This window comes from Flavobacterium rakeshii, from assembly GCF_009741375.1.
In the GTDB taxonomy this organism is placed as follows: Bacteria; Bacteroidota; Bacteroidia; order Flavobacteriales; family Flavobacteriaceae; genus Flavobacterium; species Flavobacterium rakeshii.
This window is the reverse complement of sequence record NZ_WOWP01000063.1, coordinates 42,850-66,002: the sequence shown is the minus strand read 5'-3', so window position 1 is coordinate 66,002 and position 23,153 is coordinate 42,850. Positions and strand designations below refer to the sequence as shown.

Sequence of the window (23,153 nt, the reverse complement as noted above, 5' to 3'; positions counted from 1 at the left end):
TGTGGCTACCTCTCTTCAAAGCAAACGAACAGCGGTAAAAGCCCGAAAGAATTTTAAGGAGGTTGTAGCGTTAAACGATAATCCGTGGCGATGGGGAGTGGGCCTAGAGGCTGCCATTGCTATGGGTATACCTTTGCTTGCCTTTTATTTTTCGGGGCATTTAACCCTTGGATTTATTTCTTCCCTTGGCGGACTTACCGCATTACACTGCCCGCAACTGAAAAGAAAAGAAAGGGCAGTAGTACTTCCTGTAGTTATCTTGGCGATTACTTTTTCTTCCCTGCTGGGTGCTTATATGGCTACCGATGTATGGCTTAAAATGCTGTGCATTGTACTGGTAACCATAATTGGTTGTGTATTTATGATAGGCTGGAGGCTTGGTCCTCCGGGACCGTTGATGATGGTTTTGGTAGCGGCGGTAACCGGAAAAATAGCATCGTCTTCTGCGCCTGAGGTACAGCATTTAAGCAGTATTATGTATCCATTGCTTGTTGGGCTTGGTGCATTTGCAGGATATGTGGTAATCGTGTTTCCGTTGTTGTTTAAAAAATTCAGAAAGCCTGAACATAACGGAAGAAAATTCAATGAGATATTTTCGGGATTAAAGTTTGATGAGGTGTCCAAAGCCATAACCTTGCGTATAGTAACCGGAGTTACCCTGGCAGTTTTAATGGCGTGGGTGTTTAAGGAAGAACGTATTTACTGGATGGTACTTCCGGTAATAGCAGTTTTGCAGGCTGGACCTTCAGTAAGGCTTACGGTTATTAAAGGAGTGCACAGGATGATAGGTTCGCTATTGGGTGTGTTGCTGTACGGAATTATACTGCTGATTAATCCGCAGGGGTTGGGACTGGTATTGACTGTACTGATACTACAGTTTGGTATTGAGGTAGTGGTTATGCGCAATTACGGACTCGCACTTATGTTCATCACGCCGCTTGCGCTTACCATAGCGTCTATAGGGCATAATGTGGATATGATGGCTACCATACAGGCAAGGGTACTCGATACGATTATAGGGATTGTTATCGCACTGCTGGTTTTCTTTGTTTTTGAGAAAACGAAATTCAGAACCCAATAAATAATAAAAGGTTGTCTCAAAAGTGTCATTCTGAATGTAACGAAGAGGAATGAAGAATCTCTGGTAATTAAAAATTTGAGATTTTTCCTTCGTCAAAATGACAACTTGTTACTGATAATTACTTTTGAGACAACCTTTTTATTTTATACCTGTACTTTTTTCCATTTTCCTTTTCTGAACAATGTCATACTGGCTATGGTCATGGCAGTTTCGGCTATCGGTATGGCTATAAACACACCTGTAGGTCCCATATTGAAATGTTTGGCTAACAGGTAGCCTAACGGGATTTGTAATACCCAGAAACCGAAAAAGTTTACCCATGTAGGGGTTTTTGTATCACCCGATCCGTTAAAGGCATTGATAAGTACCATGCCTATTCCGTAAAACACATATCCCGAACTCAGTATCATTATTGCTTTTACGGCAATGTCGTGTACATGGCTATTATTGGTAAAGAACCACATAAAGCTATCGGCAGCTAAAAGGGTAATAATCATAATGATTCCCATGTAAATGGCATTAAAACGGGCTGTTATCAGTACTGATTTTTCTGCCCTTTCTACCTGTTGCGCACCAAGGTTTTGTCCTACCAGTGTTGCTGCTGCACCACTAAGCCCCCATGCCGGTAGCATAAAGAACATCATAATACGCAATGCACTCTGATAACCTGCCGACCCCTCATCACCTCCGGTAGTGGCTACCAGTTGGGCTAAAAATATCCAGCTGCACGATGCAATTACAAACTGTAATACTCCCGGAGCGGCAATTTTTACAAGGTTTCTAATCTGTTCCGTGTCCGGAACAAAATAAGATAAAGCTACTTTTAATACACCTTTACCGTTAAAGAGGTTGTACAACTGGTAAAGTACCCCTACACTACGACCTATGGTTGTGGCTATGGCAGCTCCGGTTAATCCGAAATCCAGTACGTTTATGAATATAGGGCATAGTATAATATTACAGATGTTGGCTACCCAAAGGCTTTTCATGGCTATGGCAGCATTACCAGCCCCTCGGAAAATACCGTTGAAAAGGAAAAGCAACATGATTATAAAACTACCACCCATCATAATTTGTACGAAGGCAGTGCCATAAATAGCCGATTCCATTGAGGATCCCATCCATATCAGTATATCGGTAGCAAAAACAAACCCGAATACGGCAATTAATAGATTAACCGCCACGGCTACCACTATAGCCTGCATACCGGCTCTTGAGGCTGCTTCAGGATTTTTTTCTCCTATACGTCGGGCTACTACTGCTGTGGCAGCCATACTCATGCCTATGGCAATGGAGTAGATTACGGTTAATACCGATTCGGTTAAGCCTACTGTCTGTACGGCGAAACTACTGTTTTCAAGGTGTCCCACAAAGTAAAGGTCTACCAGTGCAAAAACCGATTCCATCATCATTTCGAGCATCATGGGTATTGCCAGTAACAGTACGCCCCTGCGGATGCTACCCGTAGTGAAATCGATGTTTTCTCCCTTAAGGGATTGTTGTAATAAGGCATAAAAGCGTGAATACGCGTTGCCCAGTTTTGACTGCTGTGTCATTATGTTGTGAAATAAATGTTATAAGAATAATACAAACAAAGAGTGGCATTAAAGGTTTAATGCTTCATTTGCTTTTTAAAAGCTAGCGGTGGTATGTAGTCTTAGCGGACTAAGACGGCAATTAACTTCATATTCCTTTGATCTTGAGAGGTAAATATAAATGAAAAATGTAATGGTAGGGTGAAAAAATTATGAATTTTCCAATAATTTTGAATTTACCCTTCCGGCAGCAATTCTCGATGCCAGTATTCCTAGGGTGAAAAGTGTAAGTAATACCACTATGATATTGGTGATATTATACTCCACAGGGAATGGTAATGTAGGGGTAATGGTAATGAGCTGAAACTGTTGCTGTAATACTATAATTATGGTTCCTAGTATGAGCCCGGTAAAGGTTCCCAGTGCCGTGATAAAAATTCCCTGATACAGGAATATTTTACGAAGTCCCTTAACATCCACGCCAAGGCAGAACAATGTTTTTATATTTTCCCTTTTGTCCAGTATCAGCATAATCAGTGCGCCTGCCAAACAGAATAATGTAAGTACCACAACCAGTGAACAGATGAGGTAAGTAACCAGGTTTTCGGTATTAAGCATGCGGTACAGGGAGTCGTTAAGCTGCGCCCTGTTTTTGATTACTACTTTGTTGTTAAAAAGGGTAAGCAGTTCCTGTTTTACGGTTTCTTCCTGTGCTCCCGGAGCCAGTTTTATTTCCAGTGCCGATATTTGGTTTGGCTTGTATTGCAGTAATTCCTGTGCCAAACCAAGGTCGCAGTATACATACTTGCTGTCTACATCGTCATTAATGGAGTAAAAGGCAACAGGCACAAGAGCCGACTTATTAAAGGCTTTTTCGGGATTGTCTATAGGGCCTTTGCCGGTGGTTGGGACATACACTTCCAGTCGGCGCCCGAAGTCGGACAGTCCTATCGATAGTTTATCAACTGTGCCCATACCTACCACACACTGCGAGGTTTGTGGTGTTAGCCAGTAACCTGTCAGTAGTTGCTTTTCCATAGGGTTTACCTGTGTGAAAATACTGTCGGTTCCTTTAAGGTAAGCTACATGTTCTTTTTGGTCAAAGTAAAAAAGAACACGTTCTTCCACTATATGGCTGTAGTTGGCAATGCCTTTAATGCCTTTAATTTTTTCTTCCTGTTCCGGGCTAACCGTAAATGATTTTCCTATTTCGGTAGTAACCTTAAGGTCGGGGTCGGTAGCGTTAGTGAAGGAAAGACTGAAGTTTTTGAGTCCGCTAAAAACCGAAAGAATAACAAAAAGAGCCGTTGCACTTATTACAATACCCGCAGCAGCAATTACGGAGATTATATTAACCGCAGTGCTTTTGCTTAAAGTCATGGTGTACCTTCGGGCAATGTAAAAAGGGAAGCTCAAATTATTATTATGATTTCTTGCGTTTGTCTAAAAGTTCAGGGTTTTTAATAGGGTTGTTTTCGCCTTTAAGCTCTTTGTCAATAAGGTCTATCCTGTCTAATGAATCGTCTATGTAAAAAATAAGGTTCGGCACTTTTCTAAGCTGTGATTTAACACGCTGCGAAAGGTCGTGCTTAATAAGCGGTGTGTTAGAGCGCACTGCCTCAAGTATTTCCTCTCCTTTGTCTGAAGGGAAAACACTCATGTAAACCTTTGCTATAGAAAGGTCGCTGGTTACACTTACTTTAGATATAGATATGATAAGGTTGCTTATTCCGTTTTTACGTACCTCGCCCTGTAAGATATCTACAAGGTCTTTTTGCAACAGATTGCCTATTTTTTTTTGCCTGTTCGTTTCCATAATGCAAAAGTACTGAAAGTTTTGCAAGTAAAGCCGTTATTTTTTAAGGCAGCTTATTCTCTTATCTCCTGGCAAAGCTCTACCAATACACCGTTTGTGCCTTTTGGGTGTAAAAAAGCAACCAGTTTATTATCAGCACCTTTTTTAGGGGTTTCGTTAAGTACGGTAAAACCTTCTTCCTTAAGGCGTGCAATTTCGCTAACAATATCCTCTACATCAAAAGCGATATGGTGAATGCCTTCGCCTTTCTTTTCTAAAAATTTCGCAATAGGACTATCGGGGTTTGTGGCTTCAAGAAGCTCTATTTTGTTAGGGCCGTTCATAAAGAAAGAGGTTTTAACGCCTTCGCTGGCTACTTCTTCCATTTTGTATGCCGGTGTGCCTAACAGTTTTTCAAAAAGCTGGTTTGAGGTTTCTAAATCTTTTACTGCAATGCCTATATGTTCTATTTTTCTCATTGTGTTTTTTGTTTGTGCGGGTAAAGATAGTTTATAAAACAAAAAAACCGCAACTCTTTTGAAGTTGCGGTCCCAACTGGGCTCGAACCAGAGGCCACCTGATTAAAAGTCGCAACCAGCCTATTTTTATTCAATTTCTTTACTTTCAAATAAATTCTAAAGTGATGTGAATAAAGGATGAGTATAGAAATCATTTTTCATTTCGCTTCCTTCATTTTCATCTTTTATCCTTTTTTGTGTACAAATTTTGTGTGAAACAGGATTCGGCAAATAGTTATTTATATCTTTTTAATGTATCTCGAATAGAGCTTATAATTTCTTTTTGTGAATGGTGTAAAGACAAGGATTTAAAATAATTGCCTTGTTCAGCTGAAAAGGAAAGTACAATCTTTTGGATATACCGGGATCATTTGTAACCCCAAAACTGTATTTGAATAGCTTATCAATATTTTCAAGTTCAATAGCGTTCTTTGTTGTGTCTTTAGGGTTTCTGTATTGATTTTATTTCTTTTAAATAACTCAGAAATGCCTTGATAGATATATTAATACTGTAATTATAAATATTTGAATTTCATTGAAGCTGCACGGTACTTCAATATTTTATCATCTATTATCCTGGATAATTATAAAAAAAATCATTCAAACTTTTTAAAAGATTACAAACTAAAAAAAACTTTTAGCATTACATATCTTTCTATAAGATTATGGCTATAAGTGTTGATGGAGTAGTCTGAAACATTTTTTAAAGTAAATTCCTTATTGTTTGTAAGGTTTTTTCCAATAATGCTATATGTTATTTTTTTATTTTTTGATGTATAGTTAAGCTCAGATTCAAGGAAAAAATAATTATTTGTGTTAGTTAAATCAGGAATAATATAGTTGCCCAGTATGTTAAAGCGAATTCTTCCAGTATTATTTTTATATGAAATTTTTGTTTGATGGGTTGCACTTTTAAATGTATTAGTACTTTCATTACCATCAAAAACTGAAGTTGCACTAATAAAGGATGTTGTGTTGTTGATATAATATTTATTATTAAATCCCTGTTTAGCTGCTATATTTAAAAATAAAGTTCTGTTTTTTATTCTTCTGAAATCGGAATCATTAATGATGTTACTATCAATATTCCATGTGTAATTTGAGTTAACTTGAAAAGTAGTTTTAAGAAAATTTAAGAAAAATTCTCCGGAAAAATTAAGTCCAATGTCGCTACTACTGATGTTTTGTATAAAAGCATTGGTTATTGTTATGTCTTGATTTATAATTGTCCTGTTAAAATAATTATTAGGGCGATAATTATACATGATTCCTAAATTCACCTGTCTTAAATTAAAAAAATCATTGTAATTATATATAACGTTACAAGTGTGTGTTCTTAAATAATTTAAAGAGGGAGTTCCGTTTATAAAGTTTCTGTAATTGGTTTGAACAATTCCGCTAAAGATTTTTATTTCTTCAGGTAATTTTTCCACGTATTCATAGGATATAATGGTTTTGTTCTTTTTGTTAGGAGCGTATATTACCGAAATTTTAGGCGATACAAAAGTATACTCTTTGTTGCTAGAAAACTGTAAGTCTTCTAGTGTACTATTATTTCTAATAATTGAAGCCCGAGCTTTTGCTGCAAATTTTTGAAAATAATAAGAAAAATTTGTAGTTAAGCTATTACTAAATACTTTATAGGTATTGTTGTTGTTAAATTGAGAGTCTAAGTTTTCGTTATTATTGTTGAGAATGGTACTGTTTAGAAACGCTTCTCTAAACATCAGGTTGTATTCTAGGCTAAAATTATACTTTTCTCCATTTGTAATATAAACGAGATTTGCAAATGAATAATTTTTTTTTTGTTCGGTGTTTTCTTTAAAACTCTCAATATTCTCTTCAAGACTTATTACTGTTCCGGGGTTTAAGTTTAAGTTTTGCGGATATTTATTTTTAGAATATAGAATTTTGGCAATAAATGCTTTGTTGTCAGCAACTTTATAGGTCAGGTTTATTGTATTGCTGAAAAATAAATTTTCTGACTCCATGGTGTTTGTTTGTAGATAGTCATTATTGCTACTTAAACTGTTATATGTTGTTGATATGTAATTAACTTTCCCTATATATTCCCAATGAAAACTGTTTTTTTCTTTGTTTGAGAAAAATAATTGAAAATCATAAAGATTAGGTTTTTTTTCAAGATTATTAAACTCATTTATAGTAAAGCTATCACTGTTTAAGGTGATATTAGATATACTTTTTTCATAACGCTTAATTTCGTCAGTATAAAAGCTTCCGCTAATTTTAAGAACGGATTTTTTTAGCTTTTTTGTAAGGAAATTAATATTTGTAAATAAATTTTTATTTAAGCGGTGAAAACTATCATCAAGGAAGGGTTTGAAATACCCTTCATTAATGAGAGGTCTTAATTTAAAATCCCTTTGCTTTTGATCTTCCAAAGAATTAATATCCGAACTAAAATCGTAAGGGGTACTATTTTGGCCTATATTATTATATGACCCAATTACAAAACCTTTTGATTTAGAGTTAACAAGTATGCCTGATGCATTCCCTGCATACCTATTGTTGCTGCCCAAGCCTGCATTTATATTGCCAGAAAAATCTGTTTTACCTTTTTTTAAAATTAAATTTAACGCAACATCTTCGCTATCACTAATGCCTTTTAGAAGAGAATTTTCTTCAAAGTTTTCTAAACCCTGAACTTTTTCAATCATGTCGACATTTATATTGCGTGTACCAATCGTATAATTAGAATCGAATAAATCATCTCCATCTAATAATAATTTCTTGATAACCTTACCCTTAAATTTTATTTCTCCGTTGTCTTCAACTTTAATTCCTGGTAATTTTTTTAGAAGGTCTTCAACTACCTTTTCTGTCCCATCTTTGAATGTTTCTGGATTATATTCAACAGTGTCTTTTTTGGTTGTTATAGTAAGCTTTTTCTCTATAATAACCTCTCTAAGCTTGTGTGTTCTGGGTTTTAAGAAAATATCAAGAATATACTCTTCATCTGTAATTGGAAGGGATGAAATATAGACTTTTTTTACTTCGTGAATAACTGTTGCTACTTCAATATAGGAAGAATCTTCAGTTTTTTTTATTGTCAATTTGTAGAAACCGTTGTCATTTGTGTTTGTATATTGGCGTACAATATTATCTTTATTTTTAATAACTAAATTAGCAAAAGGAACTGCTCCTAAAGAATCAGAGACAGTTCCTTTAATAGTTTGAGAATAAAATTTAGTTACAAAAAATATAAGAATTATAAGAAAAAAGTTATTTCTCATCTAAATATATTTCGATACCTCTGTTAGGTACAATAACTGTCATATCCTCTTCAGGTTTATAATTAGTCATTCGTTCAAAATATTTTTTATACAATATTTTAAACTGTTCCCAATCAATGTATTCACGTTTTGTAAAAGGGTTGTAAATTTTTTCGTCTACTTGTTTAATGCTTTCTGCTAAAAAATGTACTACATTGTCACTTGAGGAAATTTCAAGGATTAACCCTGGGAGATTGTCAAAAGTGTGCGGGCCGTTTTGTACAGGAATATCTGTAGTGAAAAACACAATGTAATTTCTTCCACGATAGTTGCCAATAGCTGACTGGCAATTATAGCCTAAAATATTTTTTGTGCTTTCTCCTATTTCCCACTCAATTGAATAGTCATGATCTTTTAGGTCATAATTAAAAAAAGTTGGGCAATACCTCAAACCTTTCATGAACTCTTTGTATATGGAAGCACTATATTCACTTGCTTCCTGAACATGAGGTTCTTCTATTCCTTTGATAACAGCAACGGTATCTATATTTCTGCTAAAACTAAGACTTTCAATCTCACTGGTTATTAGCTTTTCTTTTCCAAAGCCAATTATACCATATTCATCTTTAGTGTCAATAATAGAATAATTGTATACTACTTGGTAGGCCTGAGAATAAATAGTATTTGAAATTAAACAAATTAATACGCTATAAATAAAAACAGGTATTTTCATAAATTTTTACCCCCCAATTGTAAGTGATTCATTGGTTGATTGTGATATGCTTAAAGCTTTTTCAGCTGAAGCATCTGCTAAAACACAAGCTCTAGCTTGTGCATCCTGATAAGAAATATCAGAAGTTGCAAATCTTGTAACAGTAACTGAATTGTAGTTAGCTTGGCCATAAGTTCCCGAAGCTGCTCGTCTTGTATAGCACATTACAGGGTTTGTTTCTTTTTTGCTGTTTTCAGAAGTTTTGTTTTCATTTTCCTTCTCACCGGCAATACAAAATTGAGTGCCAGCAACTAAACATATTAAAATAAGTTTTTTCATAATAAAAAAGTTAATTTGGTTTTACAGTAACACTAGTATCTTTGAGAGCGGCGACTGCATTATTTACAGCAATTTGCGCATTGTTACAGGTAGCTACTGCAGCAGTGTTTGTGTCGCTAGACTGATTGCATTTTGTTACTGTTACAGAAACATAACTAAGGCTTTTTGGTTCTCCTGAGGTTACAGTTCTTGTGCAGCATCTGGTAACGTCACCTTCTTTATGTGTTGTTGTGGTTAGTTTTGTGTCTTTCTCACCTGCGGATACTCCTAGGGTAAATAAGAATACTCCTAAAAATAATTTTAGTTTTTTTATAGGTTTATTAAAAATTAAGGTTTATAAAAAGGTTTTAATAAAAGTAAGAAACAACTTAATTGGCAAAAGTTAATGTTGATATAAAAAAATGTTAAATAAACAGTGTTTTTTACAAAACGGTCTAATGTAAAATAACCATATTAATTAAAAAAAGCCGTTAAAGTATTTTTGTAGCGGCTTTTTTTGTGCTTTTTAGTGAGTTGTGTGCAATGAACAAAAAAATAGCGCCTACAAATTTCTTTGTAAGCGCTTTATTTTCAAGTTGTGGTCCCACCTGGGCTCGAACCAGGGACCACCTGATTATGAGTCAGGTGCTCTAACCAACTGAGCTATAGGACCAGTTTTGAGGTTGCAATATTACTACTATTTTTAATTCAAACCAAATAATTTTACAGGATTATTTTATAAAACCGGTCATAAATTTTTTACCTCCTGATAATGTGAATTTTATTGTACGGTAATATTAGCAGGTTGCCTGCATCGGTACTTCGTTTTTGGTTCGGCTCATTAAAATCAGGATAATAATTATCCCTGCCGTAGCCATAGCCGCACCTACAAGGTTTGGCGAAGCATAACTAAAACCTGCAGCAAGCGGTAAACCTCCTAAAAAGGCACCAAGGGCATTACCAATATTAAACCCGGCCTGTAGTGTGGCAGAAGCTATCATTTCGGCATCCTTTGCCGTTTTTATCATTAGTATCTGTATGGGGGCAATAAGTGCAAATGATATACATCCGGTAAGGAAAACCAAGGTTAACGACAGGTACTGGTTAGCCGATCCAAAATAAACCGTTAGTAACACGGCTGTCATTGCCAATAAAAGTGCCAGGGCTGTTGGGGCAGGAGAGAAGCGGTCGGCAAGACGACCACCTAAAAAGTTTCCGGCAACCATACCCAGTCCGGCAAGTATCATGATGTACGGAATATTCTCGGCAGCAAATCCTGAGATGTTAGTAAGCAGCGGGGCAATGTAGCTAATCCAGCTAAACAGTCCGCCAAAACCAATAGCAGTAAGCAGGATTATTAACCACGAATTCAGCTTACCAAAGAATTTTAACTGGTGTTTAATCCTGTTGTCTTTATTGGCTTCCATGTGAGGCATCCATAATAGTAGTGCCAAAAAGGTAATGAGCCCTATAGCGGCGATAATCACAAAGGTATAGCGCCAGCTAAAGTGCTGCCCTATGTATGTCCCTAACGGAACGCCCACAACATTGGCAATGGTTAACCCCGAAAACATAATGGCGATAGATTGTGCTTCCTTACCCTTATCGGCAAGTTTACTGGCTACTACGGCACCTACGCCAAAAAACGCTCCGTGTGGTAAGCCCGACAGTAAACGGGAGGCTAACAGTATATTGTAATTTGGTGCAAAAATGGAAAGCGCATTAAAAACGGCAAGCATTATTGCGAGTATAAGCAGCATTTTTTTAGGCGGAAGGTTTCTTCCGGCAATTACTAAAATAGGGGCGCCAATTACTACTCCCAGTGCATAAGCTGATATTAAATATCCGGCTTTTGGTATGGATACCTTAAGGTCGGCAGCGATATCGGGCAACAGCCCCATAATCACAAACTCGGTAATACCAATGGTTAGTCCGCCAAGCAATAAGGCGAAAAGACTCTTTTTCATAGCTAATCTCTCTAAAAGTGAAGGTGCAAATTTCGGGTGATATATCTCAATTAAATTGTAAATTTGTGATACATAATTGTAATAATGTGATATGAAAAGGCTTAATCAGTTTGAGACGTTGGTAATACATGAATTTGAGGAAGATAAATTTCATCTTCCGGCACATACCCATACCTATTATGAACTTATTTATATAGTAAGCGGACACGGAATACACGAACTTAACAATAATATGATTCCGTATAAGGCGGGCGATTTATTTGCCCTGGCACCTGAAGATCACCACTATTTTGATATTAAATCCAGAACCCGATTTGTATATATTAAGTTTACCGACAGTTATTTCAGTTCCAAGAAAAACCTGGTGACCGATGATTTGGTACTAAACACGCCACAGTCCATTATGCGGGAAAAGATGTTAAAGGAAACATTGCTTAAGCTTGATGAGCCCTGTGCCACTATCCTCAAAAATACGGTTAATAATATTACTGCCTATAACTGCCGTAAGGATGTCTCTACTTCGCCTATTGTTTTTTATCAGATACTTTCCATTTTCGGGCTTATAAGGGAAACCGTGAAGGGGATGGAGTTGCCTATACGCGGATGTACCTTTAATGATAATCAGGTAATATCATACATTCATGAAAATATATACAGTCCTAAAAGTATACAGAGTAAAGCTATAGCTCAGCATTTTAATATTGCCCAAACCTACTTTAGTGCTTATTTTAAAAGGAATTTCGGGATTACCTACAGGGATTATGTAAATAACCTTAAAGTACAACTTATAGAGAAAAGGATAGCAGGTAAAAACATGCCCATCAAACAAATTGCTTATGAGTTTGGTTTTACCGATGAAAGCCATCTTACCAACTATTTTAAGAAGCATAAGAAGGTGAAACCAAGCGAATATGTTAAAAACCAGTAGCTTATTTTAACATTTACAGATGTTTTTTTAATAATTTTATGGGAAAAACCTGATGTTGAGAGTTTTATATTTGAATACTAAACACATTACTAATTAAAACTAAACATTATGAACATGAGATTGCTTAAAAACACGCTTTTTGCCGGTTTATTTGTAGCAGCATTAAGCTTAACTTCTTGCGGTGAGAAGAAAGAAAACAAAGATGCTGAAATGGAAAACACTGAAACTATGGACGCTCCTGACGAAAGTATGGATGTGGATGTAGACGTAGATGTTGATCAGGATTCAACAAAAGTAGATGTAGAAATGGATTCAATGCATTAAGATTGTATCTGAAATCTAAATAACACTAAGGGCAGCCGATTGGCTGTCTTTTTTTATTCCTCTAAAAGGTGCTCGGCAATGATATTCCATTGTTTTGAGTCGTGTTGCAGGAGGTAAATTCCCTGTACTTCAAACTGTACCCGGTAAGGTTTGTTTTTATACACCGCCCATGCTTTTTCAAATTCGGGATAGATAAGGTCACGGTAGCCAATAGTCATATGCGGATGATAGTCGTTATCATGAAACTGTATTTGGGTGTTAGGGAATGCCTGGCTAAACTGTTTTATAATGCTTTGCTGAACAGATAATAATTGAGTAGAATATTCAGGCTGTACATATATAACCGGAGCTTTACTGTTATTAAAACACCCAAACCTATTTAATCCTAATTCGAATTTATTAATATTAAAACTGATGTTGTGAAACCATTGTATTAATAGGCTGTGCTCTTTCTCTTCAAGATGAAAAGGCGTTTTTAGTGTGATATGTGGTATTACACGCAGGGCTTTATGGCTATTGTAGTTTTGAGCAATATCTTTTTTAAAGCCGGTTACCTGTTCGCAAATTTCCTGCGGGGGTATTAACGCAATAAAATATCGGTTTTGCATGGCATGGTGTTTTTACACAAATATACCTATTTGCCTAAAAACAAAATACAGCCCTTGGAGGGGCTGTATTTAAAAAGTAGTTTCTTGGCACAGATGCCGGAGGCAAGGTGTGCCGCTACAAATCTAAGTATTTTTGGGCTTTTTGTTGTTTTCTTAAATGTTAATATATTAAGTGGTATTTATTTTTTAAATATTTTAACAGTCTTTTTGTTGCCACTTTCTGTTTGTAATTCCAGTATATAACTACCTGCCTGATACCCCGACAAATTGATGCTGTTGTCTCCATTAACAAGTTCTCCGGTTTTTACAATTGCACCTGTTATGGAATAGATAGTGTACTTTAACGTGGTATTGCCCGTAATGTTAAGTATGTCTTTCACCGGGTTTGGGTAAATATATGTTTTGGCTAGCGCATAGTTGTCAGTATCTAAAACGGCTTCAATTTCATCACAATAGGTTTCGCTTCCGCAATCATTGGTTACAGTTACACATACATTGTAAGTGTTGTCTTGTGTGTAAACATGGGTTGGGTTTTCGTCGCTAGATGTATTTTCATCACCAAAATTCCATTCAATACTATTGTAGGGTTGAGATCCTGAATAGGTGAATGTATAGCTGAGCTGGTTTTCGGTGTCTGGCTCAAACCCAAAACTAGGTTGTGGCAGTGTGCAATTACAATTGTTTGTACCGTATTTTGCTAAAAAGAAATCTGTTCCTGATGATCCGTTTATTAATGTATCATCGCCAACATAAAGGAAATTACCAAACCTGCCACCTACATAATAGTTGTTAAAACCGTCTGCCGCCAGGCTTTGCCCGTAGTCATAATAGCCTAAATTGCCGGGAATATTTGTCATTTCTATAATATTTCCGTCATTTTTGTTAAATCGGGCAAACAGCACGTCATAACCTTGATTGGTTTCAATGGCCAGCTCTTCGCCCTGCCAACTTATAATTCCATAGCCCGTGGTAACGGCTACTTCATTATTATTTATTGTTATACCATATATCATGGTATTTGAATTTTCTGTTACAGCATGGGTTTCCCAAGTCGCTACACCTTCAGGATTTATTTTCATTAAAAACGGAGAAGAAGAAGGGTTAGGATAGGTAAAAGTTATTCCTGCAAAGGTGTCTCCATCATATATTGAGCCTGCTATATAAATGTTATTCTGGTCGTCAATAACAATATCATTAAGGTAGCCTCCTATTTCGTTACTATTTTCTTTTTTCCATAGCATTTCGCCTTCTGGGCTAAAAGCAATAAGATACATATTATGTGTTATAGTTTCTCCGCCGGCTGTAAGCGTTCCCTGAGAATCTTTTCGTCCAGCGATGTAAAAGTTACCGGTGTTGTGGTTTCGTACTAATTTATATGTTGGAAAAACGCCTGAGAATTGAATGTCTGGTGTAATGGCTTCTGTAAAGTTACCGTTAGTATCATACTTTAAAATAAAAAGGTTGTCTCCCTCGGTAGTGTTTACAAAGTTTCCGTCAGCATAAGTGCCGGGTGGTAGTGTACATAGCCAATAAGTATTACCCTGAGCGTCTGTTTGTATATCTGCCCCTAAACTGTGGCTCACGGCTTCTACTAAAGTCACATCTTCAGACTGTGGCATTTTTAACCATTGCATCTCGCCTGTATTGTTGTATTTCAGCAGGAAAAGGTTTCTTTTGTGTTCGTCTAAGTTATTAGGTTGAGCCTGAGGTAAAATTGTGTCGGTATCAAAATGAACCGGATAATTTTGGGAAGTACGGTATACTGTACCTCCTACATAGATATTACCCTCAGCATCTGATTGTATATTTTTGATAAAGTCTTTTTCTCCTCCTCCAATGACTTTAGACCAGCGGAAATCACCACTACAGGTGTAGCTTGCAATAACATAATCTCGATTGCTTCCGGCATCATATGGGGTGAGTTCCATATCTTCAAGATGTAATCCGTTACGTCCTACAGATGCCAGGAAAAATACATTCCCATCAGTATCAGTAACTATAGATTCTGTTTTTTCATTATTCTGAATCTGGTTAAAACTACCTCCGGAAATTCCCCATTGCCAGCTTTGCGAATGGGCAGAGTAGGATAGGCTTAAAATAGAGATAAGCAATAAAGTGTTAAGTGTAAAGTAGCTCTTTTTCATAAAAAATAAATTTTAGTTAAGCAATTTATATAATGACAAAAAGCCGGCAGTAAAAACTGCCGGCTCATTGCATTATAATAGTATTAGTGTATTATAAGGTTTTTCTGCATAAGCATATTACCGTCTTCTTTCATTACTACTATATATTGACCTGCTGATAGTCGACCCAAGTTAAAGTTCCATGTTCCTTTTTGTTCTTTAGGTGTATAAGTTTCTATAAGAACTCCAAGAAGATTGTAAACCTGAATAGTTTTTTCCGAATCTGCAAAAGCATAGCTGTAGTTCATCGCTACATTTTCTTTAGCAGGGTTAGGAGCAATAACTAAATCATAACCTGTTACTTCGGCTAAACTGTTTGTATCAGTATCAGAGTCTTGGGCAGGTCTTCCTGCTTTACACCCGGGTAATTCAAGCCCCATTTTAAATCTGCACGTTTTGCCTTCTACTACAGTTTCAAACATCACAGTTACATATCCGCCCGAGAATCCGTTTAGCGGTATCATCTGTACAGGGTATACTGCCGGTCCCGGATTAAGGGTTAATGAAGAAGGAACAAATATACCCTCGTTACCAGGTAAAGTTAAGGTTGTTTGAACCGGCATACCATAAGTGTTATTAATGTCAAATAAGATATTGTAGTAACAGTACCCATGATCATATACCGGCTTAAGATCTTTTATTCTTATCTCAAACTTACATTCGCTACATTTTTCCTTGTCAATATTTACTTCGTTACTAACTCTGTCACAGTATCCGTTGTTAAGAACAAGTTGATAAGTACCTGCTCCCGGATTTGCTACATATTGGTTAGCGGCTGGAGAATTTGATCCCGAATTTATTACCGAACCATTGTGTAGCCATTGCCATGCAGGGAACGAATAAGGCGAAGTACCCTGTAGGTAAGATGTTTCTAAATCACAAAGTGAATAACAACCTGCCGGAACATTCCATAAATATATTGCAGGGTCTTTAGGTACGTCAATTTGTGTTGTGCTAGAGCAACCATATTGGTTTGTGAAGCGTACCTGATATGCACCTCCCTGATGTACGGTTATAACATCAGAAGACGTGTTAGAAGCATACTCTCCATTACTCCAGTTAAATGTACCTGTTTCACCCGCAGTAGCTACAAGTTTAATAGAATATGGGTCACAGTCAACATTTGCTATAGTGATAGACGGGGTGCTAGGAAGAGGTCTTACGGTTACTGTATGAGTATCTGTTGTTGTGCAATAACCACCTGCTCCGTTAGGAGTTTGTACTGTAAGGCTGTAAGTATAGGTTGTTATAGCACTTGCATAATCAGTAATACTGTTTGTTGAGCCTACAACATTTCCGTTTTTGGTCCATGTGTACAGGGTTCCTGCAGGTCCTTCGGGACTTGATAGTCCAAAGCCTTCGTTGTAGCAAATTTCACTTGGTCCTGAAATATGTGCAGGTGTTGGTTCTACAAAAGTTACGGTTACAGGGTTATCAAGTCCTATTTCTTTGTAACAGTCATAATCACCACTTATTCTTACCCAGTAACTACCAGGTTGTGTTACATTAAATGTATTTGTTGTTGTAGTACCTATAACCTGGTTGCCTTTCATCCACTCATAATTTGTTGGTAATATTGGAGATGTTGAGGAAAAGGTTAAGGTACTTGTACCTCCCTCGCATGCTACCGGAGGATTAGCAACAATAATTCCGTCTAATTGATTTTGCATCACATGAGTTATAGGATGGTAGTATATAGCTTCACATCCATACTGATTAGTTATCTTAATCTTAGTGTCATAATTTCCGGCTGCTGCATAAACCTTGGTAGGGTTTGGCTGAAGGTTTGTAGAGCCGTCTGCAAAATACCATATGTATGACAGTCCTGTTTGTAAAGGATTATCTAATTCTAATTCAAACGGTGTGCCTTCACATATTTGAGTCGGTATTGTGAAAGTAGCATCCGGCATATCCGGGAGATTTATGGTTATAGGACTTGTACTGCATGAAGGGTGGCCGCTACCTTGTATAGTAAGCTGTAAAGTGTGATTACCCGGAGCTAAACTTACTGTATAGCTATTCACGTTATTAGTTATCGCTGTACCATCTACCGTATATGTGTAGTTTTGTATAGGGGTTAGCGGATGGTAATTTGAGTGGTCTAATAATGTAACATTATAATTACCGCCAGAACCACATGTAATGTTGTATCTTAAATCAGGCATGTAAGGTACCAATACGTCATCATATTTATCTACAATACAATTGCCGTATATTGCTCTGTAGTATATTCTGTAAGTACCTGATTCGGCAAACGTAAATTGTGCCGATGTTGCAGTAGGAGAAGATACCGATAATGCAGCCGGCTGTGAAAACCATTGATATCCTGTAGGGCTTCCTGATGCACTTGCGGTTGCAGAGATAACGCCACAGTTATTAGTTCCTAACACTGTTACTGTTGGTTCCGGAGTTATAATACAAGGGTTTGGATTACAATTACCGTTGTAGTTTACTTTGTTGGTAATAGTTGTACAATAACCATTGCTTACTTCAGCATGATACTGCCCGTAACCTAAGCCTAATGCACCAAGGTCAATACTAGGTACGCCCGAAGTTATAATGTTGCCATTGTGGTACCATACTACACTGGTGGCACTTGCAAAGCCACCCTGAATATTTACAGTTAGTATATCGTCTATAGCTGATTCCGGACATACAGAATAATTACCCCCCGGAGTAATGGTTGCTACCGGTGCCGGTATAACTGTAATAGTGTGCCAAATTTCTGCCGGCATTGGACAGCCGTTAGGATCGCTTATAGTGATGTGTACAGTATAGTCAGTATTTAAACTGTTTACATTGTCATAAGAATGTTGTATAGGTGCTAAAGGATTAGCGTTGGTGTATGGAGTAGATCCGTCGCCAAAGTCGCACGTAACCGTACCTGTTGTTACACCTGTTAGTGTTAAGCTGAAGTTGTCACCGGCACATATAGATGTAACAGGGTTAACTAACGATACTGGTGGTGTTTGTACAATATCTACATAGAAAAATTCTTCATGTTGTATACCACATTTTGTAACAACTAATTTTAGTTCCACACCAGTTGCGGATTCCTGATTCCATAGGATATCTACCTGATTAGTTCCGTTTCCTGTGCTTACACTACCTCTGTTTGCAGGATTTATACTCCATGAGTAAAATTCACCATCCGTATAGCTGGTTTGGTATGTGGCATAGCTACTACCACAAACAACATTGTCGCCTGATATAGGGGCATTAACCACTGGTGCAGTTACTGTTTTTATAACATAATCTGACGGGCAGTTTGGATCGGTAGAATTTTCTCTCCTGGCCCTTACTTCATATGGCCCGGCTCCTGTAAATGTAACATTTATGCTGTTACCTGTATCGCTGCCGTTAATTGTGCCGCCTGTAACTTCCCATGTTATTATTGTGCCCGAAATGTTGTTTGATACCGAATAAGTTTCAGCTATACCCGGACATGCTGTAGATGGTCCTGTGATAGAAGCTGGCATTTGCTCTTGGTCTCTTACTACTATTGATACCTGGCTTGGTTTGCAAAAGGTGCTTCCGTTAACTTTTAGTGTATAATTTCCGGCTTGTGTAAATGTTTTTGTGAATGTATTTCCGCTTCCGGTTTGTGTACCGCCGGGTCCTGTAAGAGTCCATGAGCCGGTGTAACCATTGCTTAGCTGGTAAGTTTCACTACTATTTACACATAATGTAGTATCTCCTGTTATTACTGCCTTTGGTTTAACAGTAATTTGTATCTCAGCTGTACCTCCGCAGTTTAGTAATGTGTTGTTGTAAGTTGCACTTAAAATTATAGTTCCGGGAGAACTAGGTGCAGAAACGACTACTTCATTGCTTAGGGGTGTGTTTACTAATGAGGCGCCTGTTCCGTTTGAGGAGAGGGTCCAATTGAAATTAGTTGATGGCCATTGTGGTAATTTGTATATGTTTTGTTCGCCAATACATATTGTAGAATCACCTAAAATGGTACCGTTGCTTAACATTACAGGAACTTTAATGGTAGTTACACCTGCACATTTAATTTCGCATCCTGTGGCATCAAAACTAACATAGCCAAATCCTGTTTCGTCTACGTTATCCCATACTACATCAATTGATGGTCCATAAGGGGGTTGCGATACAATATGGCCACCATCTACATGCCAATTAAAGCCAACATTTGCACATAATTCTCCTACTTCATTGCTAACACTGTATGTAGCTGTTCCTCCATCACAAACAACTCCGGGACAAACAATTTCAACGCCCGGAAATTTGTCTACATTAACTTTTATTTCAAAGGTACTTGTACAGTTACAAGCATTTGTTACTGTTAAATATACCTTGTGTAAACCGTCATGCTGGTAGGCGTGTACCGGCTCAAATTCTGTAGAAGTAGTATTGTCGCCAAATTCCCAAAAATAAGAGATAAGCTCACTGCCTCCCATATTGTCTGATAGATTAGTAAAATACAAATCCTGACCTATACAGGCTTCAACGGTTTGCCCCGGACTATAAGGCTCTACAGTAAAAAGGGCTTTTGGTGAAACAATAATTTCCACGCAAATTTCTTCAACCTGTACTGTTCCGTCATTTTTAGTTACTTCTGCAGACACTGTAGCAGCACCTGATGTTCCCCAGTCAACTACACACTCTGTAAGGCTCTGGCTTTGAATTGTGCCTCCGCCTACATTCCATTGTGTATTATTCCAGTTAGCGCTATTACCTGTTAAGGAATAGGTAACTGTACTGTTTTCACATACCCTTACGCAGGGTCCGTCGTTAATGTCTTCTACGTATTCACGTTTTTTCTCGTCGTATACTACACATCCTGTTTCTTTATCCCAAAGGATTGAAATTGCCTCTTGGGCATTTACTGTATGTGTAAATGCAATAAAAAATATTGCAAATGCCAGTATATGCCGCGTTTTTAGCGGCCATAAAAAGTTCCTCATAATAAGGCATGGTTTTTAAATTGTTAAACATCTTGTTTTTAGCTATTTAAAGATAATCAGTATAAACGACGTTAAAATGTTAACAAAAAGCTAAAAATTTATGATTTACTTATAATATTGTTGTGAATCCTTTAACAACGGGCTTAATGTTAAAAATAACATTAAGCGTAAAAAATGTTATTTTTGTAACAATAGATTTGAAATTTGAATAAATTACACCAGGTGTCAATAAATATAAGGATGTGTTATAGTTACTTTTTGAATGTTGTTTTTAAGTCTTGTTAATGACTTGTTAAGCATTTGCCTAACATTTGATTAAAATTAACTTAATTTTTGTCGTCTTTTTCATTCAAATATTTCCAATAACGCTTAGGCAGGTATTGAATGTGGAGTTTCATGTTCTTTCTTGCGGGTATATTAATGCTGTTAAAATAGTCTTTCCATAGTAGGGAAGTGAGCTCTTCGCTATTACTAACAAGGTCGTTTGAAAGTCTCTTTTTTGAGGTATCTATATTTTGTATAAACTCAAAAGATATGGTTTGCACCGTGTTGAGGTCATAATAAAGCCCGTATTTTCTTTTAATGTCATAAATAATCCACTTCTGGTCGGCAAAGCGGTTTTTGTAAAAATTGGCTATTAACGGGAGTACGTTAAAATCGGGTTCGGCGGGTGCATAAAATATACCGTCTGCCGTTTCCTGAAAACGTATAAAGGCTGTGAAACGATGTCTTTCACGCCCTACCATGCGGTTCATTTTTGATACAGCCATTACATGCGGGTTGCCAAAGTTTTTTTCGGCACCCTTAGGATTGTCAAAAATATAGCGGGCAAAATCAAAAAGATCCTGAAAGGTTTGCGGTACTTCGCTAAGGTAAGCTCTGTAAAACTTCATGAGCCAGTCGGCACTCATCTTTTTTTTGAGTCCGTTCCAAACCCTTTCACCTTTTGCTTTGTCATTTATAATAGTATGTGTTTCGCCAAGCATTGTGGGTTGGTAATGCTTATTCCAAACCAGTTGTATTTTGCCTGGTTTGTACTCGTAATATTCAAAGATTGCTGTTAGCAATCCTTCCATCGATCCGTCAAATACATAGGTAACCATACTAAAACAGGCTTAATTGATTTTGGGGCACTTTAAGGTATTTACTGTTGCTTTCAGATAATATAAGATGTTTTATATGTTGAGGTTCGGGGTCGTTAAGCTGGTATGGACTATCGGCACAGCGTATAAAGAATTTTGCCCTGTTATAAGCAATCCCTATTTTTTTGAGTTGGTCGCTGCGCAGTTTCCCGAATTTACGAGCCTGGATTATTTTGAGTGCCGATTGTGTGCCTATGCCCGGTATGCGCAATATCATACGGTAGTCGGCAGTGTTGATGTCAACAGGGAACTGTTCAGGGTTGCGTAAAGCCCAACTCAGTTTTGGGTCAATATCGGTATCCAGATGCGGATTTTTGGGGTTAAGCAGTTCCTGTACCTCAAAACCATAAAATCGCATAAGCCAGTCGGTTTGATACAGCCTGTTTTCACGAAGCAACGGTGGTTGGCTGCCTATTTGTGGCATACGATCGTCATAACTTATAGGTATGTATCCCGAATAGTATACGCGTTTTAGCTTGTAGTCTTTATAGTATTGGTTGGCGCTGTACATAATTTCCATGTCGGTTTCAGGTGTGGCACCAATTACCATTTGGGTACTTTGTCCGGCAGGAACAAATTTCGGGATGCTTTTTATGAGTCCGGTTTTCTTTTCGTCTTTAAACTTAGTGATGGTGTTTTGTATAAAACCTAATGGTTTTTTTACTTCATCGTGTGATTTATCGGGGGCCAGTAGTTTCAGGCCTCTTTCGGTGGGCATCTCCAGGTTGATGCTCATCCTGTCGGCATAAAGCCCGGCTTCAGATAATAGTTCAGGACTCGCGCCCGGTATGGTTTTAAGGTGTATGTAACCGTTAAAACGTTCTTCAAGCCTTAGTTTTTTTACAATGCGCAACAGCCGTTCCATGGTAAAATCGGCATCCTTAAAAATGCCCGAACTTAAAAACAGACCTTCAATGTAATTGCGTCTGTAAAAGTTAATGGTGAGGTTAACAACCTCGTCTACAGTAAAAGCAGCACGTTTTATATCATTGCTTTTGCGGGATACACAAAAAGCACAATCGTATATACAATGGTTAGTAAGTAATATTTTGAGTAACGATACACAGCGACCGTCTTCGGTGTAGGAGTGACAAATGCCTGAGGCGCTGCTGTCGCCCAGTCCTTTGTTGTCATTTTTTCGGGTACTGCCACTGGATGAGCAGGATACATCATATTTAGCAGCATCGGCTAATATGGAAAGCTTTTCACGTATGCGATCACTCATGTTAGATTATTTTCAACAAAGCTATGAAAATAATCTAACAGAGGTCGTTGAACAAAAGTTAATTTCTTAGCTCGTGTATACGGCTAACGTATTTTCCTATAACGTCAAACTCTAAATTGATAACCGTGCCTGGTTGTATGTATTTAAAGTTGGTATGTTCGTGGGTATAAGGTATAATGGCAACGCTAAACTCATTAAGTTTTGAATTTACTACGGTAAGGCTAACTCCGTTTACTGTGATAGATCCTTTCTCTATGGTAATGTTGCTTAGGTTTTTGTCGTATTCAAAAGTATAGTACCAGCTTCCGTTTGCTTCTTCAACACTTTTGCAAACCCCAGTTTGGTCTATATGGCCCTGTACTATATGTCCGTCCAGCCTGTCGCCCAGTTTCATTCCTCTTTCAAGGTTTACCATATCACCCTCTTTCCAGTCTTTTAAATTTGTTTTTTCAAGAGTTTCCTTAATTGCGGTTACAGTGTAGCTGTCTTCGCTTAGGGCAACAACAGTAAGGCATACGCCGTTGTGCGATACGCTTTGGTCTATTTTAAGTTCGGGTGTTAATCCCGATAGTATGGTAACGTGAAGATTGTCGTTGTCTTTTTTTATTTCTTTTATGGTTCCAAGTGTTTCAACAATTCCTGTAAACATCCTC

17 protein-coding genes and 1 tRNA gene are annotated in these 23,153 nt (G+C 37.4%); 3 read left to right on the top strand and 15 right to left on the bottom strand.

From position 1 onward, the window contains the following. The first annotated feature begins 1 nt into the window (after position 1). On the top strand, positions 2–1,081 hold the full coding sequence (locus GN157_RS18050) for an FUSC family protein (protein WP_157484708.1): 1,080 nt from the start codon (positions 2–4) through the stop codon (positions 1,079–1,081). Positions 1,082–1,224: 143 nt separating this feature from the next. Here GN157_RS18050 and GN157_RS17180 read toward each other — a convergent pair whose 3' ends face one another. The 9 genes from GN157_RS17180 to GN157_RS17140 all read right to left on the bottom strand — a co-directional run bounded on the left by GN157_RS17180 (position 1,225) and on the right by GN157_RS17140 (position 11,159). Continuing rightward, positions 1,225–2,637 carry an MATE family efflux transporter gene (locus GN157_RS17180; RefSeq protein WP_157484707.1) on the bottom strand — a complete coding sequence of 471 codons (1,413 nt, stop codon included), beginning with the start codon at positions 2,635–2,637 and terminating at the stop codon, positions 1,225–1,227. Between the two features lie 189 nt (positions 2,638–2,826). After that, positions 2,827–3,996: an ABC transporter permease gene (locus GN157_RS17175; protein WP_231749160.1), complete on the bottom strand. Its 1,170-nt coding sequence runs from the start codon at positions 3,994–3,996 to the stop codon at positions 2,827–2,829. Between the two features lie 43 nt (positions 3,997–4,039). Then, the gene (rbfA, locus tag GN157_RS17170; protein ID WP_157484705.1) at positions 4,040–4,432 is read right to left on the bottom strand and encodes a 30S ribosome-binding factor RbfA; all 393 of its coding nucleotides are present in this window, start codon (positions 4,430–4,432) and stop codon (positions 4,040–4,042) included. Positions 4,433–4,485: 53 nt separating this feature from the next. Further along, complete coding sequence (mce, locus tag GN157_RS17165; RefSeq protein ID WP_157484704.1) at positions 4,486–4,890, bottom strand: methylmalonyl-CoA epimerase; 405 nt, start codon at positions 4,888–4,890, stop codon at positions 4,486–4,488. Between the two features lie 656 nt (positions 4,891–5,546). After that, positions 5,547–8,183, bottom strand: coding sequence for a TonB-dependent receptor (locus GN157_RS17160; protein WP_157484703.1), 2,637 nt, complete (start codon positions 8,181–8,183; stop codon positions 5,547–5,549). After that, positions 8,173–8,895: a GLPGLI family protein gene (locus GN157_RS17155; protein WP_157484702.1), complete on the bottom strand. Its 723-nt coding sequence runs from the start codon at positions 8,893–8,895 to the stop codon at positions 8,173–8,175. Before GN157_RS17155 ends, GN157_RS17160 begins: the two co-directional genes overlap by 11 nt. A 6-nt stretch (positions 8,896–8,901) precedes the next feature. Beyond that, the gene (locus GN157_RS17150) at positions 8,902–9,213 is read right to left on the bottom strand and encodes a hypothetical protein (RefSeq protein WP_157484701.1); all 312 of its coding nucleotides are present in this window, start codon (positions 9,211–9,213) and stop codon (positions 8,902–8,904) included. Positions 9,214–9,791: 578 nt separating this feature from the next. Further along, a tRNA-Ile gene (locus tag GN157_RS17145) sits at positions 9,792–9,865 on the bottom strand. A gap of 124 nt (positions 9,866–9,989) precedes the next feature. Beyond that, the gene (locus GN157_RS17140; RefSeq protein WP_157484700.1) at positions 9,990–11,159 is read right to left on the bottom strand and encodes an MFS transporter; all 1,170 of its coding nucleotides are present in this window, start codon (positions 11,157–11,159) and stop codon (positions 9,990–9,992) included. Between the two features lie 91 nt (positions 11,160–11,250). On the opposite strand from GN157_RS17140, the gene GN157_RS17135 reads away from it, so the two are divergent. Both GN157_RS17135 and GN157_RS17130 read left to right on the top strand, forming a co-directional pair. Further along, a complete protein-coding gene (locus tag GN157_RS17135) occupies positions 11,251–12,087 on the top strand; it encodes a helix-turn-helix domain-containing protein (RefSeq protein WP_157484699.1) in 837 nt (278 codons plus the stop codon). A 108-nt stretch (positions 12,088–12,195) separates the two neighbouring features. After that, positions 12,196–12,411 (top strand): hypothetical protein, encoded by a 216-nt coding sequence (locus GN157_RS17130; protein WP_157484698.1) that lies wholly within the window; start codon positions 12,196–12,198, stop codon positions 12,409–12,411. Positions 12,412–12,464: 53 nt separating this feature from the next. On the opposite strand, the gene GN157_RS17125 is transcribed toward GN157_RS17130, so the two are convergent. From GN157_RS17125 to GN157_RS17100, 6 genes are all read right to left on the bottom strand, one after another. After that, a complete protein-coding gene (locus tag GN157_RS17125) occupies positions 12,465–13,019 on the bottom strand; it encodes a 2'-5' RNA ligase family protein (RefSeq protein ID WP_157484697.1) in 555 nt (184 codons plus the stop codon). Positions 13,020–13,198: 179 nt separating this feature from the next. After that, positions 13,199–15,163 (bottom strand): PKD domain-containing protein, encoded by a 1,965-nt coding sequence (locus GN157_RS17120; protein WP_157484696.1) that lies wholly within the window; start codon positions 15,161–15,163, stop codon positions 13,199–13,201. 83 nt (positions 15,164–15,246) lie between these two features. After that, entirely contained in the window at positions 15,247–20,133 is a 4,887-nt protein-coding gene (locus tag GN157_RS17115) for a PKD domain-containing protein (RefSeq protein ID WP_157484695.1), read from the bottom strand. 326 nt (positions 20,134–20,459) lie between these two features. Continuing rightward, positions 20,460–21,236, bottom strand: a complete 777-nt coding sequence (locus GN157_RS17110; RefSeq protein ID WP_157484694.1) for a TIGR03915 family putative DNA repair protein — start codon at positions 21,234–21,236, stop codon at positions 20,460–20,462. A 1-nt stretch (position 21,237) separates the two neighbouring features. Beyond that, positions 21,238–22,500, bottom strand: a complete 1,263-nt coding sequence (locus GN157_RS17105) for a putative DNA modification/repair radical SAM protein (protein ID WP_157484693.1) — start codon at positions 22,498–22,500, stop codon at positions 21,238–21,240. A 58-nt stretch (positions 22,501–22,558) separates the two neighbouring features. Next, a complete protein-coding gene (locus GN157_RS17100; RefSeq protein WP_157484815.1) occupies positions 22,559–23,149 on the bottom strand; it encodes a riboflavin synthase in 591 nt (196 codons plus the stop codon). Positions 23,150–23,153: the final 4 nt, after the last annotated feature.

Excerpts from the sequence above, each read along its gene's own strand:
- GN157_RS17135 (WP_157484699.1), top strand. The coding sequence starts at position 11,251 with ATGAAAAGGCTTAATCAGTTTGAGACGTTGGTAATACATGAATTTGAG.
- GN157_RS17155 (WP_157484702.1), bottom strand. The coding sequence starts at position 8,895 with ATGAAAATACCTGTTTTTATTTATAGCGTATTAATTTGTTTAATTTCA.
- GN157_RS17110 (WP_157484694.1), bottom strand. The coding sequence starts at position 21,236 with ATGGTTACCTATGTATTTGACGGATCGATGGAAGGATTGCTAACAGCA.
- GN157_RS17150 (WP_157484701.1), bottom strand. The coding sequence starts at position 9,213 with ATGAAAAAACTTATTTTAATATGTTTAGTTGCTGGCACTCAATTTTGT.
- GN157_RS17120 (WP_157484696.1), bottom strand. The coding sequence starts at position 15,163 with ATGAAAAAGAGCTACTTTACACTTAACACTTTATTGCTTATCTCTATT.
- GN157_RS17115 (WP_157484695.1), bottom strand. The coding sequence starts at position 20,133 with ATGAGGAACTTTTTATGGCCGCTAAAAACGCGGCATATACTGGCATTT.
- GN157_RS17130 (WP_157484698.1), top strand. The coding sequence starts at position 12,196 with ATGAACATGAGATTGCTTAAAAACACGCTTTTTGCCGGTTTATTTGTA.
- GN157_RS17175 (WP_231749160.1), bottom strand. The coding sequence starts at position 3,996 with ATGACTTTAAGCAAAAGCACTGCGGTTAATATAATCTCCGTAATTGCT.
- GN157_RS17160 (WP_157484703.1), bottom strand. The coding sequence starts at position 8,183 with ATGAGAAATAACTTTTTTCTTATAATTCTTATATTTTTTGTAACTAAA.
- GN157_RS17100 (WP_157484815.1), bottom strand. The coding sequence starts at position 23,149 with ATGTTTACAGGAATTGTTGAAACACTTGGAACCATAAAAGAAATAAAA.
- rbfA (WP_157484705.1), bottom strand. The coding sequence starts at position 4,432 with ATGGAAACGAACAGGCAAAAAAAAATAGGCAATCTGTTGCAAAAAGAC.
- GN157_RS17105 (WP_157484693.1), bottom strand. The coding sequence starts at position 22,500 with ATGAGTGATCGCATACGTGAAAAGCTTTCCATATTAGCCGATGCTGCT.
- mce (WP_157484704.1), bottom strand. The coding sequence starts at position 4,890 with ATGAGAAAAATAGAACATATAGGCATTGCAGTAAAAGATTTAGAAACC.
- GN157_RS17180 (WP_157484707.1), bottom strand. The coding sequence starts at position 2,637 with ATGACACAGCAGTCAAAACTGGGCAACGCGTATTCACGCTTTTATGCC.
- GN157_RS17125 (WP_157484697.1), bottom strand. The coding sequence starts at position 13,019 with ATGCAAAACCGATATTTTATTGCGTTAATACCCCCGCAGGAAATTTGC.
- GN157_RS17140 (WP_157484700.1), bottom strand. The coding sequence starts at position 11,159 with ATGAAAAAGAGTCTTTTCGCCTTATTGCTTGGCGGACTAACCATTGGT.